Source organism: Vibrio limimangrovi, assembly GCF_054064025.1.
This window is the reverse complement of the sequence record NZ_JBSUGF010000007.1, coordinates 384,206-402,803: the sequence shown is the minus strand read 5'-3', so window position 1 is coordinate 402,803 and position 18,598 is coordinate 384,206. Positions and strand designations below refer to the sequence as shown.

Sequence of the window (18,598 nt, the reverse complement as noted above, 5' to 3'; positions counted from 1 at the left end):
ATGTTTATGAGCTTCACTTTACAAACTTATTACCCGTCGTATTGAAAAACTCCGTCAAAACGGTGTGGGTCATAAGATGTCGAAGTTCTGGGTAGCGTTGAATTTGGTCTCTGATTTCATTAAGGCGAGTCATATTTGGTACCTCGACAAAGACCATCATATCGGTTTCACCACTGATGGCATGGCACCATTTTACACCGTCAATTTTGTACAGTTCATCCGCGTAAGACTCGCAATAATAAGTCGAGGTTGACTTATCAAACTTGAGAGCAAAATAGGCACAGATAGAATCCCCTGGCGTTGAAGTTACTTCTGCGTGATAACCCAAGATCACTTTGTCATTTTCGAGCTTTCGAATGCGCGCGGTTACTGCCGAACGAGAGAGGTTCACTTTTTCTGCGATTTCAGTGACTGACAGCCGGGCATTATGCCGGAGAATATCAATGATCTTGTGATCAAACTTGTCCATAAACTTACCGCTTGTTCCTTATTTGCTTCATTTTATAACGATTTTAAATGCATAAGAAACCAACATTTTGTTGGAATTATTTGAAACAACCGTCATATTGGCGGCTCAGTAACGCATTTTGTTTTTCAGAACTCATTTATGCTATGAGTTCTCCTAGTTTTACACCGCCAGAGACCAGCATGGAACAGCTCAAAAAAGACATATCACTTATATCCGGCATAGCCCAACTTTCAACCACATTAATGGGAACCGGCTTATTTATGATCCCTGCGATTGCCGCTGGGATTGCTGGTCAGTTTTCTCTCTGGGCATGGATACTTCTGTTTGTCGCGATCTGCCCTATCGCTCTGACATTCGCGCAATTAGGTAAGCGCTATCCCAACGCTGGCGGCACCGCTTTCTTCGTACGTAAAGCCTTTAACGCTAAGTTAGAAAGCAGCGTTGCCTGGTTATTTGTCAGTATCATTCCCGTAGGCATACCTGCAGCTATCGCTCTCGCGGCGGGCTTTCTTAAACAACTCCTGCCTGAGCCGATTAATAATGATCTATTCGCTCAAGTGCTGACTATCGCCTTACTCATATTTGTTAACTTGCTAGGGACGAAGTCATCTGGTCGTTTGCAAACCGTTATTGCCCTGAGTGTATTTGCACTGGTCGGCGCTTTTCTATGGAAAGGAGGAATCAACAGCGCTGATCTTACCATGCCAACCTTCACAGCAGACTCGATTTGGCCAATTACTGCTGCTCTGGGCGTAATGTTCTGGTGTTTTGTCGGCATAGAGGCGTTTGCGCATATGGGTGAAGAATTTAAGAACCCACAACGCGACTTTCCTATCGCTATTATTGTCGGATGCTTCGTTGCTGGCGCGACTTACTGGGCATGTTCAGTGGTTGTCTTAAAGTTTGGGGCTTATGGCACACCACAGTTTGATAGTGCATCTATTCCTTGGCTAAGCGCTCATTTACTCGGAGACAGCGCGAGATGGGTAATTAGCATAATCGGGTTTTCAGCGTGTTTTGCCAGTGTGAATTTATACACTCAGAGCCTTGCGAGAATGGTATGGAGTCAGGCTCGCGAACATCGCCCAAGCAGCAAACTGGCTAAAATTTCGAGCCGAGGTGTTCCATCATCAGCAACATTACTTGTCGGTATTGTCCTGTTGCTGTCATGTGTCATAGGCAAACTTTCACAGCTCGATTTGGAGTTTTTCCTCAAATTGGCTAACAGCATTTTTGTGTTAATTTATCTGCTCGCGATGTTGGCGGCATATAAGCTTCTTAAAGGCGTTGGTAAGGCACTGGCTGGAATATCTTTACTTCTTTGCACAGGCGTATTTATCTGTTTAGGTTGGTCTATGTTCTACGCGCTTACTATTTTTGCTTTACTTTCATTACCCTGGAAACAATGGGGACAAAAGCGACAACCACGGGCGGTAGAGTAACTACCTCAAAACAACTCAGCTAAGCGCTTAATAAGAGGATCTATATCCTTTAGCGCTACATTGCCGTACCCGAGAACTGCGCCATTCCAGTCCCGAAACTGGAATTCGGGATGCTCATAAAAACTTAGTGGACGCAATACGATGCCCTCTTTAGCCGCACGTTGCGTCCATGTTTGTTCGTCACATCCTGACCACCATTTTAGTGTTATGTGTAACCCTGCTGCCTGGCTAATCACACTGACTCTATCACCAAAGTATGCAGCGATTGAGAAACACATTTGTTCATGTTTTGCTTTGTAAATACGTCGCATCTTTCGGATATGACGTAACAAACCGCCTTCAGCAATAAAATCAGCCATCGCCTCTTGTACATGACTAGGCGAATCCCCACTCAACGCATCCTTAACCATTAAGCATTTACCGACCAGCGTTTTCGGTACGACAAGATAACCTAGCCTTAGACCGTTAAACATCACTTTACTGAAAGATCCAACGTAAAGAACGTGATCATCCCGCCCCATTTGTGCTGCTAATCCTTGCAAACTGGTATACGGGCGGTGCGCAAACTGAAATTCACTGTCGTAGTCATCTTCTAAAATCCAGGACGAATTCTGAACTGCCCAATTGATAATTTTCCCTCTCTGTTCGGTATTCAGAGTGGTGCCCATTGGGTACTGATTACTTGGTGTGATGTAGAGAGCATCAGCATCACTGCTCGTTACCACATCAATATCGAATCCATGCTTTTCCTTCACCAACAGCGGTTCGAATTGATACTGCTGAAACTGGATTAACTTGCGCATTTGAGCGTAGCCAGGCTGCTCCATCAATACCTTGTCGCCTCGACTCAGAGTTGCCATTGTTGCAATACTCAGCGCTTGTTGAGCTCCAGAAGTAATAATGATTCGCTCAGGAGTACAATTTACTGAACGACTTGAGGCTAGATAGTCCGACAATGCACAGCGTAGTGGCCAGCTTCCTTGAATATCTTGATTCCCTAGCAGAGAGGTTCTAGCCGAGTGGCGATTAAGGTACTTTTGCCATTGAGCAGTAGGGAAAAGTGCTAAATCAGGAACGCCAGGAGCAAATGCTGAGTTAATGTCATGCTTAACAATTGGAGCACTAGCCATGTTTACAGGCACTTTTTCCGGTAAATATTGTTCAGGCAGTTCTACGGCGACGTAAAAGCCGGAGCCTCGCTGGCTAATAAGATAGCCTTCAGCGACCAACTGCTCATACGCCGAAATAACGGTATTTCTGCTTAAACTTAACTCGTGAGAAAGTTTACGTGTGGAAGGTAATTTGCCATTTTTAGGCCAAAGACCTTTGACTATCTTCTCTCGAATCGCAAAAAACAACGATTGCTGCAGCGTTCCAGCCTCCGCATTCACACATAAATCACCCACATCAATAAAAGACAAACCGGATCCATCCATTGTTTAAAACTGGCTCTCTTTAAACTACCAGTTAGGCGATACATTGCAACTAGACGCTGATTAAAAATGCCTATCCCGGCATTCGGATTACGCCAAGGAGAGCAGTAATGTTATCAAACACAAAAAGAACACAAATTAAGAAAGGCGCGCACAAAGCGGTAACCGAAGTTGAAAAGCTACACAAGATAATTGATGAGAGTCTGATTGCCCATATTGCAATTAACAACGAATCTGGCCCCGTAGTGATACCTATGCTGGCATGGCGTGTAGGCGAGTTTGTCTATATCCATGGTGCAAATAACAGCCGGCTTCTACGAATACTCAAACAAGGTCAGCAAACGTGTCTGACGTTCACACTGTTCGATGGATGGGTACTGGCTCGCTCAGCATTTCACCACAGCGCACATTATCGTAGTGCCGTTGTGTTTGGTCAGTTTGAAGTGGTACCGGACAACAAAGAAAAAGATAACCTGCTGAATCACTTTGTGGAGCAAATCGCACCGGGTAGAACAGAGCAAATCCGATTAAGTAATGAAAAAGAGCTGAACGCGACTATGTTATTAAGAATCTCTCTGGAAGAAGCCTCAGTAAAAATTAGTAATTTCGGTGTCAACGATGACCCTGAAGATGTCGATATACCAGTATGGGCTGGTGTTCTGCCGTATCGAACTGTGGTTGGCCCGCTCGAGGCTAGCCATGATCTTTACGAAGGAATTACAGCTCCGGATTACAGCAGCGCTTATTCAAATCGCTGGTACAGTGCGGAAAATCAGACTAAGTCTTGAGTACATATAAATGTAGGATCCCTATAACCGCTGGCACTGCCGGCGGTTTTGCATTAAGTATATCCAATTGCACGCTTTTCCCGTATAACATGGAGTCCCTAAACGAGTCCAAAAAGCAGCATACACTAGTAGTTTGGATATAATTAACGGGAGGCTCTCATGTCGGACAAAGAAAGAAACTTACCCACACATCGCATTTCCCGGTTTGGTAAATTTGCGTCTCTCGCAACAAGAGTCGCAGGGAACGTGCTTGCAGAAGGCACCAAGCAACTCGCTAAGGGTAACAGACCTAAAGCGAAAGACCTCCTATTGACTCCACAAAACATCACCAGGTTGACCGATCAGCTTGCCCATTTACGTGGTGCCGCAATGAAACTTGGTCAAATGCTGTCGATGGATGCAGGCGATATCCTTGATCCTGAGTTAGCCGACATCCTCTCCAGGCTGCGTTCTAACGCCGATCCGATGCCAGCGAAACAGTTAAATAGTGTGATGGAAAATTCGCTTGGTCCAAATTGGAAAGCGGAGTTTCTTGCGTTTAACTTCAAGCCCATCGCTAGTGCTTCTATCGGGCAAGTGCATCAGGCTTATAGCGATGCAGGTGACAAGCTAGCAGTGAAAGTCCAATATCCCGGCATTCGCAAAAGCATAAACAGTGACGTTGATAACGTCGGCACACTGCTTAAAGTCGTCGGGCTCATACCTGAGTCGGTTGATTACAAGGGGCTGCTAGAAGAGGCTAAGAAGCAACTTCACGACGAAGCCAATTATTTACGTGAAGCACATTTCGCCATACGTTATTACCAGGCCCTAAAAGAGCACCCCCATTTCGTTGTGCCTAAAATTCACCCAGAAAGCTCTTCTCAATCTGTGTTAGCAATGGAATTCATAGAAGGCGCCCCTGTTGATACCATCGTAAACTATGACCAAAAGACACGTGACACAGTAATGCATAACTTGCTTGAGCTGCTGTTTCGCGAACTGTTTGAGTTCAAGATGGTTCAGACTGACCCAAACTTCGCCAACTATTTATATATTGAAGAAACCAAACAGATTGGTCTGTTAGATTTTGGTGCTACCCGAGAATACAGTGAACGCTTTAGCTCAGGTTACCGCCTGGCGTTCTCTTCTGTAATTAATGAAGACGAAAATGGCCTGAATGAAGCTTTGCAGCAAATTGGCTTTTTCAGCCAAACCATAGTAGAGGAGCAGCGCAAAGCGATTCTCGATTTAGTCAAAATGGCATGCGAGCCAATGTTAGTTGACGAGGCCTATGACTTTAAATCTAGTGGCCTTGCACAAAGGCTACGGGACGCTGGTAAGATCCTCAGTATGGAACAAGATTACTGGCATACACCGCCGGCAGATGCCATTTTTCTTCACCGAAAAATTGCCGGCATGTACTTACTCGCGGCGCGGATCGGTGCCAAAGTGAACATTCGGAAACTCGTTGAGCCCTATCTGAAGATCAATTTCAGTTAGCCTATTGTTTTTCTGCTGCTTTCAAGTAGTTTGACTACTGTTTAAGCCTTTTGGACCGGACTCTACGCACAATTACTCGCTATTGTTAGTAGAAAACTTCTGTTAATAGAAAGATTCGACCGAAAAGTAACACGCTATCATTTTCCACTAAAACGAATATATTATCGGGGTGCTCGGTGAGCAAGTTTCAAGATCTCTCCACTCTAATACAACAAATTGGACAAGCCGAAGAAGCGGATCAAGTCGCAACGCTCAATGCATCTATCGAAGCGGGTCTGGAGCCCGGTGCGATTGCTTTGATTCTGGAAGCCTTCACCATTAATGATCGTGTTCGTTTATGGAGAGCCTTACCACTCGAGCTGCACATTGACGTACTGACTGAAATGCGTGCTGACGTTCGCTTTTCTATCATCAATGCCTTATCCGAAGTCGAGCTGAAACTGACTCTTGCGAAGCTGGATAACCTTTCGCTGATCGAATGGGCAGATTCACTGCCGGAAGAGATCATTCATGAGGCTCTCTCACTCATCGAGAAATCCGAGTTAGAGCTTTACGATCAAGCGAATGCTTATGAAGATGAAGAGATAGGTCGTTGGGCTGAACGTAAAATCATCACCCTGCCTTTTAACATAACTGTCGAGACGGCTAAGCAGCTGATGGATCGTTACAGCTACGGCACGCCTCATCAGGTCTATTTGATCAACCGTAAAAAACAGTTTCGAGGCGCTGTTAACTACTACGAGATATTGCGTAGTGACTCCGATACACGCCTGAAAAGCTTAGCGATTGAAACGGTAACCGTGCTGGACAGCAAGATGTCTCTGCCTGAAGCCGTTGAAGCCCTAGAGCACAGTGCACTTCCTGCTTTGCCAGTGACCGATGCCGACCAAACTCTGATTGGCGAAGTGGATTGGCAATTTGCTCTGAGTACCCAACGCGAAATTTATGAAGCGCGATTGATGGCAGGTACTGGTATGGATGAAGGAGACGACTTGTTTGCTCCGGTCATTAAGAGCTCTCAAAAACGCGGAGTTTGGCTTGGTATTAACTTACTTACCGCTATTTTAGCCTCTGTCACCATTGGCCTTTTTGAAGACGTCATCGCTCAGGTGGTTGCGCTCGCAGTGTTAATGCCAATCGTTGCCTCGATGGGCGGCATAGCGGGTAGCCAAACCCTTACACTGATGATCCGTGCTATGGCCCTTAACCAGATCACACCTGGTAACCGCTTCAAGCTACTAAAAAACGAACTCGGTATCGGATCGTTAAATGGCATCGCCTGGGCTCTCATCATCGGTGGATTAGCAGGGTTATGGTTCCAGTCGGCTATCCTTGGTGGCACTATCGCTCTGGCGATCATCGTAAATATCATTACGGCAGCCCTGTTTGGCGTGTTGATTCCCATCATGTTAGATAAATTGGAGCTCGACCCTGCGCTGGCTGGTTCAGTGATTTTGACTACTGTGACGGACGTTGTTGGCTTTTTTGCCTTTTTAGGCACCGCGAGCCTAGTATTATTGTAAAGAAGCGTTGTTAGTTTATTAATCAATCATTAGCATATTAAAGGTAAATTGCATATCGCAATTGCAATTTGCAAAAAACATCAAATTTTAAGCAACGTATCTCAGAGAAACCGCGTTTTTTCGATGATTTTAAAGTTGGCACGTAAGCTGCATTAATTTAACTGACCCTTCTTAAGCCGAGGGTCACCTAGCCAACTGACGTTGTTAGTGAATTAGATTTTGTTCACATGTATATAAGCCAATCGCACTGTTTGCGGTTGGCTCTTTTTTTATCTGCCTTCTTTAAGATTCAAATCGTTTATAAGCTTCACATCGTTGCGCGTCTTAGTGCCAAATCATTTTAGCAGGACCAAGCCTATTGAGGTTATTTGGGTTTAAGTCTCAATAACACCATCGTATTTGGAAATTCGTCATCTTGTTGGGCATACTTTCCCCAAAAATTTTAGTGTTAAATATACTCATGACCTCATTAAGCCAAACTGAATCTCTGTTTTTAGAATTTATGCAGCAAGAAATGCAAGTTGATGCTGCCCACGATCTTAGCCACGTGAAACGTGTAGCCAAAACCGCCAAGAAACTAGCCAAACAGGAAGGCGCTCAACTGGAGGTTGTATTACCTGCCGCTTATTTGCACGACTGTTTTACGTACCCGAAAGATCATCCGAACAGGAAGAAAAGTTCTGTAATTGCAGCTAAGAAAGCCATCGCCTTTTTGGAGAGTATTGATTACCCACATCAGTACCATGATGCCATTGCTCATGCGATAGAAGCGCACAGTTTCAGTGCCAACATTCGACCTAACACACTAGAAGCGCAAGTCGTACAGGATGCCGACCGTTTAGATGCATTGGGTGCGATAGGTGTGGCACGCTGCATTCAAGTTAGTACGCACTTCAATGCAAAGCTCTACGACCACGATGACATATTCGCCGAAGAGCGTGAGTTAGATGACAAACAATTTACCCTTGACCACTTTCAGACTAAGTTGTTTAAAATCGTAGATTCAATGAACACGGATTCAGCCAAGCAGGAAGCACAGCGACGCAAAGCGTTTATGCAATCCTACTTAGGCCAGTTACGCGAAGAGGTTGCCGAATAAATGTCCGAAAGCTATGCCCTGATTAAAGAGCTCAAACGGCAATTAAAACTTGCAGGTTTACACTATGTGGACGTAGCACAGCATCTTGGAGTCAGCGAAGGAACAGTGAAAAGACTGCTTGCTGAAGGGCATCAGATTAGTCTCGAAAGACTCGAGCATATCTGCCAGTTGATTGGTCTGGAAATGGCAGAGTTGTTTAAACTCGCCGCTTCACACAACCGAGGACTGGAGTCACTGTCTCTAGAGCAAGAAAGGCAACTCGTTGAAGATAAAGCATTATTACTGGTCGCGATTTGTGTTGTGAACGGATACCAGTTTGAACACATTATTGAGCAATATAGGTTTAATGAACCCGAACTGGTGCAAAAACTTGCCCTGCTCGACCGTCTTAACATTATTGATTTACTACCTGGGAATAAAATTCGCTTACGGATATCCCCGACTTTTCAATGGCAAATGGGTGGTCCGATTCAACGTTTCTTTCAACAGCAAGTTCAGGATGCATTTTTCCAAAGTTACTTTTCCGCAGAAGATGAAAAGCTAACGATGGCTACAGGTTTAATGAGCGTCCCTACCAACAAGAAGCTTCAACAAAAACTACAGAAAGTTATCGACGAGTTTTATCTGGCTTGCCAAAGTGACAACACTTTAGATATGAATGAAAAGCACGGAACTTCTCTGGTTATCGCCATGCGCCGATGGACATTTCCGTTATTTAGACCTTGGGAAAGGACTCCTCACAACAAGTAACAAAATTAGCCACTTTCATTTAGAAAAGTCATACCAAAAGGCACATTCAGTCTCAAATAATGTTACTTTTAATATATGGCTGGTTTATCTGAGAACAAAGCATAAAGTGCTCGCATATTTTGACTTTGTTCCTATGGAGCCAGTATGTTCTTCTCTAAGCGCTTTTTCCCGTTTTTTGTCACGCAATGCCTTGGGGCACTGAATGACAATGTATATAAAAACGTTCTTTTACTGATGGTCACCTACCGTCTGATTGATTCATTACCAGTATCAGCTAATTTGTTTGCCAACCTCGCTGCAGGTCTGTTTATTCTGCCTTTCTTTATATTCTCCGCTCATGCAGGCGCTGTTGCTGATAACATGGATAAAGCCAAGCTGATTCGACGCCTGAAGATTATCGAACTGTTGATTATGGTGTGTGCCGCCACGGCCATCATGACGCAAAATGCAATCTTGATGTTACTGCTACTGTTTTTAACCGGAACACAGTCAGCATACTTTGGGCCGGTAAAATACGCGTTACTCCCCCAGGCATTGAAAGCAAATGAGCTTATAAAAGGTAATGCATGGGTTGAAATGGGCACCTTTCTTTCCATTCTGATGGGGACATTAACGGCAGGACTTTTATTAGCGATTCCGAATGGGACTTTCATTGCCTCGTGTCTTGTCATCGTGCTATCGCTAATGGGGTTCTTAAGTAGCGTCTATATCCCTTCTTTACCGAGTCAATCCAAACAAACAGTGAAATTCGAGCCAATTTCTGGCCTTAAAAAGACCCTAAAAGTCGCGCAAAAACAACGTGGTGTCTGGATGTCAATTCTGGCCATTAGCTGGTTTTGGTTTATGGGAGCAACCTATCTGACGCAATTTCCTAACTTTGCTCGTGAACATCTGTTTGCCGACAGTACAGTCGTATCTTTGCTGCTGGCGCTTTTCTCAATTGGTATCGCAACAGGCTCCTGGCTGTGTGAAAAGCTCTCTTTTGATCATGTTGAACTGGGCATTCTGCCATTTGGTATCTTTGGATTAACCGTCTTCGGCGTAGATTTATTGTGGGCGGTACCATCATACGACAGCTTGCCAAGCCGCTATTATGATGTACACAGTTTTATTTCTGATTCCAAACATCTCCGAGTCATGGTGGACCTGTTCTTAGTTGGGCTAAGCGGTGGTGTGTTTGTCGTCCCACTGTACGCATTTATCCAATCACGCGCTAAATCAGGGGAATGTGCACGTTCAATCGCCGCCAACAACATCATGAATGCCTTATTCATGGTCATGTCAGCATTGGTATCGATATTCGTCCTGAGCGTTTTGGATTTTTCTGTAGTTGAACTGTTCGTAGTCATGGCCATCGGTAATTTCTTGGTCGCCATTTTCGTATATCGCCAAGTTCCTGAGTTTACACAGCGCTTTATCAGTTATTTACTCAGCCATTGCATGTACCGCGTATCGGTTACAGGACGCCAGCATATCCCAGAGAAAGGCGCTGCATTAATCGTCGCAAATCATGTCAGTTATGTGGATGCATTGATTCTGATGGGAACCTCTACCCGTCCAGTCCGATTTGTGATGGATAAATCCATCAGTGAACTACCAATACTTAAGTATGTGTTCCGCCATGCTGGCGTCATTCCAATTTGTTCTCCACGTAAGTGTGCGGACACTTACACAAAAGCATTTGCACAAATAGAGCAAGCTCTTAATAACGAAGAGGTTGTGTGCATTTTCCCTGAGGGTCGTTTGACATCAGACGGTGAGTTAGGTGAGTTTCGCCCCGGGGTAGAAAAGATCCTTCAACGCACTCCGGTACCAGTGATACCAATAGCATTAAAAGGACTGTGGGGTTCATTTTTCAGCCATAAAGATGGACACGCACTCACTACCCTGCCAAGACGTTTTTGGTCCAAAGTCGAAGTGAAAATTGGTGAAGTTGTCAGCCCAATTTCACTAGATCGCCACCAGTTACAGCAAGAAGTACAAAAATTGCTGATAAGTCACAAGTAGTTATGCCCAATTTAGAGTAGGATGACTAAAACGTCATCGGAGGTAATATGAAAATCATCATTCTACATGGTCTTTATATGCATGGGCTGGTCATGCAGCCTCTTAGCAAAAAGCTACGTAAATTAGGCTATGAAACAAAAGTGCTAAGTTACAACACCGTATCAATAAACGAAGAAGAACTATTCGATGCGATAGACCATGCGCTCAATCCGCTTACCGCCAATATACTGGTTGGACACAGCTTAGGTGGCTTGATGATTAAACGTTATCTGGGGAACAGAAAGCCAAGCACCAGCTTAGTCTCCCATGTTGTTGCAATCGGCTCTCCGTTGAAAGGCGCTTCAATTGTCTCCCGAATTCAAAACCTTGGATTAGGTGCCATTTTAGGTAACTCACCAAGTCACGGTTTAAATAAACACGAAGATGTCTGGGATTTTCCACAAAAGCTCGGCAGTATTGCCGGCACTGTCCCTATCGGTGCTCGTCCGCTCTTAATACGCGATGGCAATACCCTGTCTGATGGCACGGTTACGGTCGAAGAAACCCGTCTGGAAGGGATGCAAGACCATATAGAAGCGAAGCAAACGCATACCAGCTTAATCTACAATACCTTCGTCCCGGCGCAGATTGATCACTTTATTCGCACCGGTTTTTTTCGTCGGTAGCACATTTTTATGTAATAAAAGAGTAATCTACTTCCCAAAATATTGTTAAATCAGTACTATCTCTGAGTCAGCCATATTTCAAACTTGTGGCTTGGCATAATTTTAATTGTTCTCAGGGCGGGGCGAAATTCCCCACCGGCGGTATACTCTTTTGAGTGAGCCCGCGAGCGCTCGATACGTCGAGGTCAGCAGATCTGGTGAGATGCCAGAGCCGACGGTTATAGTCCGGATGAAAGAGAATAAGAATACACCAGTCGACTCACTCAACTATTGGGAAGCGCTGGTGCATTTCTTTGTGATCGCATTTTACGGCGATCTCTCACACCGCCCTGATTCTGGTCATTTTTAGGAGTTAACCATGAATCAGTCATCTCTACTTGCCGAATTCGGTGATCCAATTACTCGCGTTGAAAACGCACTTACAGCACTTCAAGAAGGTCGTGGGGTTCTTTTGCTTGATGACGAAGATCGCGAAAACGAAGGCGATATCATCTACTCAGTTGAACACCTGACTAACGAGCAAATGGCACTAATGATCCGTGAATGCAGTGGCATTGTTTGTCTTTGTCTGACAGATACTCAAGCAGATAAACTACAACTGCCGCCAATGGTTGTGAACAACAATAGTGCGAATCAAACGGCATTTACCGTTTCAATTGAAGCTAAAGTAGGTGTAACAACCGGTGTATCCGCTGCTGACCGTGTAACCACAATCAAAACCGCAGCAAATCCACATGCGAAACCAGAAGATCTAGCGCGTCCAGGTCACGTATTTCCATTACGAGCACGTCCAGGCGGTGTAATGACTCGACGTGGACATACTGAAGGTACGGTTGATCTGATGCAAATGGCGGGACTTCAACCAGCTGGCGTATTGTGCGAAGTGACTAATCCTGATGGCACAATGGCTAAGACGCCTGAACTCGTCGCCTTTGGCCGCCTTCACAACATGCCGGTGTTAACGATTGAAGACATGGTTGCTTACCGTAACCAATTCGATTTGAAGTTGGCATAACGCTACCAAGCTTCTGTTCAAGCCGCGATTACGCGGCTTTTTTGATCGATATCCAATCTCCTGAGTAACACTATACTGACTATGGTGAACAAATAAGGAGATCGAATCATGAAAGGAATAATAAGACCCCTTGTCACTATCGGGCTCTTCAGTCTGAGTACGTTGGCTTTTGCTTCGAGTTGCCCTGACATTCTTCAGGGTAAGCAAAGACTCCTGAACTCCACTGAAGAAATTGATTTGTGTGAGAGCTTTAAAGGAAAGATGTTACTCGTTGTAAACACCGCTAGCCAATGCGGATTTACGCCGCAGTTCGAACAGTTAGAATCGCTTTACCAAACGTACAAAGATAAAAATTTCGCGGTGATCGGCTTTCCGAGCAATGACTTTAACCAAGATAAAGGCAGCGAAGAGAATTCCGCAAAAATCTGCTATCTCGATTATGGCGTCACCTTTCCTATGATGGCAAGAAGCTCTGTGATGGGCTCGGATGCAAACCCCGTGTTTAGTGAGATAAGCCAACAGGCGGGTGTCTCACCAAGATGGAACTTCTACAAGTTTCTCATTAATAGGGAGGGAAAAGTCATCGCAACTTTCCCTAGTTCAACTTCTCCAACGAGTACTACGCTTACTGATATGATCGAACAACAACTGTAGGAGTAAAGTCATGGTCACTACGCGCTCAACAATGTTGCGCCTTGGCTACTTAGGATTGCTGCCTTTCCTGTTCAGTTTGCTGCTCATCATCTCTGACACGACGCTTTTCAACTTAAGTGGCCATCAATTCTTTATCGCCTACAGTGCAGTTATCTTAAGCTTCTTGTCTGGTGTGTTATGGGGTAACGGTATCGACCATTACTATCACCGCTTGAGTCGCAATATTTTGGTTTTGAGTAACCTGTTTGTTTTGCTCGCTTGGGGATCTCTGCTTCAAGGGCACACACATTACATCACGGCCACGTTACTCTTAGCCTCGGGATACATTGCCGTATGGTATGCAGAGAAGTTGATTAGAAAAGTGGAACGAGAGAGTGATCCAAAAGGCTATCAGGGTATGCGTGGAAAACTCACCTGCGGAGTTCTGTTAATGCATGGCATCGTACTGTTTGCTTGATGGTTACCCTAAAGAAATGGCGACTTGATTGTCGCCATTTTATTGATGTCGCTGAATTTAAAGGGTCAGTAGATAGTTCACTAACTCGTTATATTCATCGTAAGATCGAATTTCATTAGCAATAACAATGTACTTGTTGTTCACAATCACACCCGGTACTCCTGTCAGCGTGCTTTCTTTGAACTGCTGGTCGAAACGCTTTTGCATCGAATTCACAGCAAAGCTGTTGTATGCGGCATCAAACTTTTGAGCATCAACCCCATTATCTGTGAAAATTCTTTTTAACTCAGCCTCGTCTTGCGGAGCCTCACGTTTTTGGTGGATCTGAGCAAACATCGCCGGAATCATTTTATCTTCAACTCCAAGCGATACCATAGTCGCGTAAGACTTCGCCATTGGAATCGCCATGTTTCCTCCCATAAAGGCTACATGAACTTTTTCAAATCGTGCCTGTTCAGGTAAAGCTGGCTTCAGATTTGCAATTAAGCTTTCAAATTTATAACAGTGTGGGCAGTAAAAAGAGAAATACTCCGTTACCGTAGGGTGCGTTGCTTTTTCTGCGTCCAGCACTTTGTAGTGCTTCCCCTCTTCGAATTGAGCTGCGTGTGCGGTAAATGTCAGTAACAGGGTACTGAAAAGCGCAAATAGTTTCTTCATCGCTGGTTTTCCTTCAAGGCGATCGTGTGCCTTTCTAATTCATGAATCTTTTACAAAATTTTTGTTCTTTATAGGTTAGAAGAAAATCAGACAATAGGAGGTCGATACGGCTCGTATACGACGCTCACCGCTTTTACTGCAGGAGACCTTTGTATGAGAGCAAGGCTGTATGGGAGGAGAATCAAACCACTTCGAGGCAGACTCATAGGTACTTTCATAATACATGAAGAACTGCAGCCAGCATTTTGCTCCTTGCCTGAATTCAGAGTCAGTTTGTTCTCTTGAGGCTGAGTACAATCACTATTCACTCCGAGCTTTGACTGAACGGCCTCTAAATGTACTTGAACACTCTGCGGTTCTAAAGGTATGGTCGACGCATGTACTGTAGGAGACAAACTGGTCAGTAGCATTGTAACCAAGCAGGTAATAGTCAGCAGCAATGTACGATTAAATATCAACATACCAACGTCTTTAAAAATTTGATGATTTTTATCATACAGAAACGCGCTGTTCATACAAGCTTGAAGCCCAACTCACGCTTAATGCCCCTTCAGACCTATCCCTTTTTACCGGCATGTCGATGATAAAACTTGAATTAAGCACAAATACTTTGTAATAGTTAGAATAGTTTTTGTACAAACAAGGAAAGATTAATGCTTAAAAAAAGATTTTTTAAAACCAAAGATGAAGTCGAAGTCACTTTTGAGCTCGATAAAGAGCAGCTTGAATCAGTAAAAATTGCTGGCGACTTTAACAACTGGCAACCTGAACCGATGAAACTGGTCAAAGCAAGCGGCCAATTTAAGTTCAAAACTCGCTTACCAAAGGAACAAAACATCGAATTTCGTTACCTGTTAGACGAAGCGGAATGGCAAAACGATCCACAAGCTGATGGCTATGTGCCTAACGGCTTTGGCAGTGATAACAGCGTCGTCTGCACGAGTGAACAACTAGCCTAAAGCTAACTTTAAATTTTTGCTAGGATCAGGCGTACTTGTTGCGCCTTTTTTGAGCCAATTCTAGTTAACAGTCATGAATCATGGCGGTCTTTGCCGCCTGTATATCAAAGCCAGCATGCAGATTAATTTGCCTTTTCAATACCACCCTCGCCTTTTCAAATTTACGCCTCTTCATTTTCACAAATGTTTCACGCGCGACCCATTAGTCTCTCCACTAGCTTAGCGCACTCGAACACCAGCAAAGGTATTTTTCATCTAGCCGTATTTGTCACACTACAACTCGTCATTTCCGTCTGGATGTCATTTTTGCTTTAGTTTTTTGTAAGGCAGTTATTTATGAAGACCGTTGATTTACAGCAAGAAGGTATCTCTTACGTTACCTTTACTTTTATGTTGGCGTTTTATTTTGCTCTTATCGTCAATGTCCCGATTTATAAAGAGCTCATTAGTATTTTCGCTCATCTTGATAACGTAAAAGTCGGATTCGTAATTACAATCCCCATTTTCTTTATTGCTGCACTGAATTTTCTTTTCAATTTATTCAGTTGGCCATGGTTAGGAAAACCATTTTTTATCCTGCTACTCATTCTGTCGAGTATGGTGAGTTACGCGAGTTACAACTACGGCACCCTATTCGACTACGGAATGATCGCCAATATCATTGAAACCGACTCTAGCGAAGCGGGCTCTTATCTCAGTGCCTACTCTACCTTATGGGTAATGTTAATGGGCATCGTCCCAGCGTTAATTGTAGCTAAAACCAAACTACGCCCGCTCAATGGCGAGTTTCTTCGTTTTTCGATAACTAAACTCGTATCGATGATTGCCTCTCTCGCTGTTATTGCAGCTATCGCAGGTATGTACTATCAGGACTACTCATCAGTCGGCCGAAATAATAGCTACCTGAAAAAGATGATCATTCCGACTCAATTCGTCTACAGTGCGAGTGGGTATGTTAAGAAAAACTACCTGACAACTCAGGAGCCTTATCGCGAGATTGGTACAGATGCCAAACAATCACAATCCGCAATCAAACAAGCGGAAGAAAAGCCAACCTTACTAGTCTTTGTTGTGGGTGAAACGGCTCGTTCTCAGAACTACCAATTAAATGGATATGAACGTAAAACTAACCCATACACTGGTAAACTGGATGTAATTTCATTTCAGGATTTTGCATCATGTGGAACGGCAACCGCTGTGGCACTTCCGTGCATGTTCTCTCAGCTAACTCACAGCAAATTCGAACGCACCAAAGCTGATAATCAAGACAACGTGTTAGATATTATGCAACGTGCTGGGATAGATCTGATATGGAAAGAAAATGACGGTGGAGATAAAAGCGTCGCACACAAGATTAAAAAAATAACGGTAGACAGAACGAAAACGAATCAATGGTGTAATAGCAGCAATTGCTATGACATGGCCCTACTAAATGACCTCGATCAGGAGATCGAAAGTATGAAAGGTAATCGAGTCGTGACAATGCATCTCAATGGAAGTCATGGCCCTACATACTTTCAGCGCTATCCAAAAGATAAAGCATTCTTCCAACCCGACTGCCCACGTGCGGATATTGAAAACTGTAGTGTCGAGGAAATAGTAAATAGTTACGATAACACTATTCGTTACACAGACTATGTTTTGGAACAAACCATCAATAAGCTCACCAAGCTGGAAGACAAATACAACACCGCGTTGATTTATCTCTCTGATCACGGTGAGTCATTGGGTGAAAGCGGCATGTTCTTACATGGTATGCCTTATAGTCTCGCACCAGATTTCCAAAAGCGCGTGCCTTTTATGATGTGGATGTCGCCAAACTTCAAGCAGGCAAAACAGATCGATTCCGATTGTTTGACCCAAGAAGCGCAAAGCGTGGGTAAGTACTCACAAGACAATGTCTTCCACTCTCTGCTGGGGATTATGGATGTTCAAACCAACGCTTATGACGGGCATCTCGACATATTCAAAACTTGTCGCGCACCAAATGCTTAATGACAAGTAATTAGACTTAAACTGTACGCCTGATTTCAATATGTGAGTCAGGCTTTTTTATGACAACCTCCTGCAACGAATGCCCCCTCTATTGCTATAATCTCGTTCTAATACATTGAAAGAGCAAAAGAAGGACCAATATGAAAATTGGCATCGTTGGCTTGGGAGACATTGCACAAAAGGCGTACCTTCCGGTTATCACTCAAATACCAGAGATTAACTTAGTATTTTGTACCAGAAATGCACACACCCTTCGTTCTCTGGCGCAGCAGTACCGAATAGCTGAAACCTGTCAGGACTACAAGCAGCTCATCAACTTTGGCGTCGATGCAGTCATGATACACGCCGCAACAAGCACCCACTTCCAGATAGCTGAATACTTTTTGCAACAAGGCATTCCTACGTTTGTTGATAAGCCACTTGCTGACAACGCCACCGAAGTTGAAAAACTTTACGAAATTTCGGCTCTGACTGCTCAGCCTCTTTATGTTGGGTTTAATCGTCGCCACATACCGCTCTACAATCAACACATGCAAGGCGCACAACAGGGGGAAATTAACGGACTAAAATCGCTGAGATGGGAGAAAAATCGACATAACCTGCCTGGTGACGTTCGTACTTTTATTTTTGACGACTTCATACATCCATTAGACAGTGTCAATATTGTCGCCAAAAGCGATATACAAGATGTTTACATTACTCATCAATTTAGCGGTGCACTTCTCGCTCGGCTGGATGTGCAATGGCAGCATGGCGAAACCATATTACACGCCTCTATGAATCGCCATTTTGGTATCACCACAGAACGTGTTCAGGCTTGTTTTGCAAATAAAGCCGTTGAGTTCGATTCTTTTGTTGAAGGTAAGCTTTGCCAGGAAAACCAAGAACATAAACTCAACCTGAAAGACTGGACGCCAATGCTGACCAGTAAAGGCTTCTATCACATGCTGTTGGATTGGTTTAGGGTTATTGAGAGCGGAAAGATCGCAAATAATATAGTGGAGCGAAACATCGCTAGCCACCAGTTTGCAGAAGCCATTTGTCGACAAATTGAACAGACGATATCGTACTAAGCGACTTAAATACAATGCCCAGTTTCAAGCGCTCTATAGAGACATCAGCATGGGTATTTCTTACCTAACTTACAATAAGTTACTCGACTTTCTTTTGGCCGACTTTTGTCATTCATACTCTGTTAAGATT

18 protein-coding genes and 1 riboswitch are annotated in these 18,598 nt (G+C 44.1%); of the genes, 14 read left to right on the top strand and 4 right to left on the bottom strand.

Features of this window, described 5'->3' with window-relative positions:
- Positions 1-13: 13 nt before the first annotated feature.
- Entirely contained in the window at positions 14-469 is a 456-nt protein-coding gene (locus tag ACWYU8_RS09520; protein WP_457519225.1) for an Lrp/AsnC family transcriptional regulator, read from the bottom strand.
- Positions 470-648: 179 nt separating this feature from the next.
- On the opposite strand from ACWYU8_RS09520, the gene yjeH reads away from it, so the two are divergent.
- Entirely contained in the window at positions 649-1,911 is a 1,263-nt protein-coding gene (gene yjeH, locus ACWYU8_RS09515) for an L-methionine/branched-chain amino acid transporter (protein ID WP_457519224.1), read from the top strand.
- A 5-nt stretch (positions 1,912-1,916) separates the two neighbouring features.
- On the opposite strand, the gene pdxR is transcribed toward yjeH, so the two are convergent.
- Positions 1,917-3,347: a MocR-like pyridoxine biosynthesis transcription factor PdxR gene (gene pdxR / locus ACWYU8_RS09510; protein WP_457519222.1), complete on the bottom strand. Its 1,431-nt coding sequence runs from the start codon at positions 3,345-3,347 to the stop codon at positions 1,917-1,919.
- A gap of 107 nt (positions 3,348-3,454) precedes the next feature.
- On the opposite strand from pdxR, the gene ACWYU8_RS09505 reads away from it, so the two are divergent.
- The 10 genes from ACWYU8_RS09505 (at position 3,455) to ACWYU8_RS09460 (ending at position 13,784) form a co-directional block, all read left to right on the top strand.
- On the top strand, positions 3,455-4,132 hold the full coding sequence (locus ACWYU8_RS09505) for a pyridoxamine 5'-phosphate oxidase family protein (protein WP_457519221.1): 678 nt from the start codon (positions 3,455-3,457) through the stop codon (positions 4,130-4,132).
- A 159-nt stretch (positions 4,133-4,291) separates the two neighbouring features.
- Positions 4,292-5,614: an ABC1 kinase family protein gene (locus tag ACWYU8_RS09500; protein ID WP_457519220.1), complete on the top strand. Its 1,323-nt coding sequence runs from the start codon at positions 4,292-4,294 to the stop codon at positions 5,612-5,614.
- A 176-nt stretch (positions 5,615-5,790) separates the two neighbouring features.
- Positions 5,791-7,137, top strand: coding sequence for a magnesium transporter (locus tag ACWYU8_RS09495; RefSeq protein WP_457519218.1), 1,347 nt, complete (start codon positions 5,791-5,793; stop codon positions 7,135-7,137).
- 460 nt (positions 7,138-7,597) lie between these two features.
- The gene (locus ACWYU8_RS09490; protein WP_457519216.1) at positions 7,598-8,236 is read left to right on the top strand and encodes an HD domain-containing protein; all 639 of its coding nucleotides are present in this window, start codon (positions 7,598-7,600) and stop codon (positions 8,234-8,236) included.
- A complete protein-coding gene (locus tag ACWYU8_RS09485) occupies positions 8,237-8,986 on the top strand; it encodes a helix-turn-helix domain-containing protein (RefSeq protein WP_457519214.1) in 750 nt (249 codons plus the stop codon).
- Between the two features lie 144 nt (positions 8,987-9,130).
- On the top strand, positions 9,131-10,993 hold the full coding sequence (locus ACWYU8_RS09480; protein WP_457519213.1) for an MFS transporter: 1,863 nt from the start codon (positions 9,131-9,133) through the stop codon (positions 10,991-10,993).
- Between the two features lie 47 nt (positions 10,994-11,040).
- A complete protein-coding gene (locus ACWYU8_RS09475) occupies positions 11,041-11,658 on the top strand; it encodes a triacylglycerol lipase (protein WP_457519212.1) in 618 nt (205 codons plus the stop codon).
- 104 nt (positions 11,659-11,762) lie between these two features.
- Positions 11,763-11,903: riboswitch (FMN riboswitch) on the top strand.
- 113 nt (positions 11,904-12,016) lie between these two features.
- Complete coding sequence (gene ribB / locus ACWYU8_RS09470; protein WP_457519210.1) at positions 12,017-12,673, top strand: 3,4-dihydroxy-2-butanone-4-phosphate synthase; 657 nt, start codon at positions 12,017-12,019, stop codon at positions 12,671-12,673.
- Positions 12,674-12,781: 108 nt separating this feature from the next.
- The gene (locus ACWYU8_RS09465; protein ID WP_457519209.1) at positions 12,782-13,327 is read left to right on the top strand and encodes a glutathione peroxidase; all 546 of its coding nucleotides are present in this window, start codon (positions 12,782-12,784) and stop codon (positions 13,325-13,327) included.
- 10 nt (positions 13,328-13,337) lie between these two features.
- Entirely contained in the window at positions 13,338-13,784 is a 447-nt protein-coding gene (locus tag ACWYU8_RS09460; RefSeq protein WP_457519207.1) for a DUF3429 domain-containing protein, read from the top strand.
- A gap of 57 nt (positions 13,785-13,841) precedes the next feature.
- On the opposite strand, the gene ACWYU8_RS09455 is transcribed toward ACWYU8_RS09460, so the two are convergent.
- Both ACWYU8_RS09455 and ACWYU8_RS09450 read right to left on the bottom strand, forming a co-directional pair.
- On the bottom strand, positions 13,842-14,441 hold the full coding sequence (locus ACWYU8_RS09455) for a thiol:disulfide interchange protein DsbA/DsbL (protein WP_457519205.1): 600 nt from the start codon (positions 14,439-14,441) through the stop codon (positions 13,842-13,844).
- An 86-nt stretch (positions 14,442-14,527) separates the two neighbouring features.
- Positions 14,528-14,902, bottom strand: coding sequence for a hypothetical protein (locus ACWYU8_RS09450; RefSeq protein WP_457519203.1), 375 nt, complete (start codon positions 14,900-14,902; stop codon positions 14,528-14,530).
- A gap of 192 nt (positions 14,903-15,094) precedes the next feature.
- On the opposite strand from ACWYU8_RS09450, the gene ACWYU8_RS09445 reads away from it, so the two are divergent.
- From ACWYU8_RS09445 to ACWYU8_RS09435, 3 genes are all read left to right on the top strand, one after another.
- The gene (locus tag ACWYU8_RS09445) at positions 15,095-15,400 is read left to right on the top strand and encodes an isoamylase early set domain-containing protein (protein ID WP_457519201.1); all 306 of its coding nucleotides are present in this window, start codon (positions 15,095-15,097) and stop codon (positions 15,398-15,400) included.
- A gap of 336 nt (positions 15,401-15,736) precedes the next feature.
- Positions 15,737-17,395, top strand: a complete 1,659-nt coding sequence (locus ACWYU8_RS09440) for a phosphoethanolamine transferase (protein WP_457519199.1) — start codon at positions 15,737-15,739, stop codon at positions 17,393-17,395.
- A 140-nt stretch (positions 17,396-17,535) separates the two neighbouring features.
- A complete protein-coding gene (locus ACWYU8_RS09435) occupies positions 17,536-18,468 on the top strand; it encodes a Gfo/Idh/MocA family protein (RefSeq protein WP_457519197.1) in 933 nt (310 codons plus the stop codon).
- Positions 18,469-18,598: the final 130 nt, after the last annotated feature.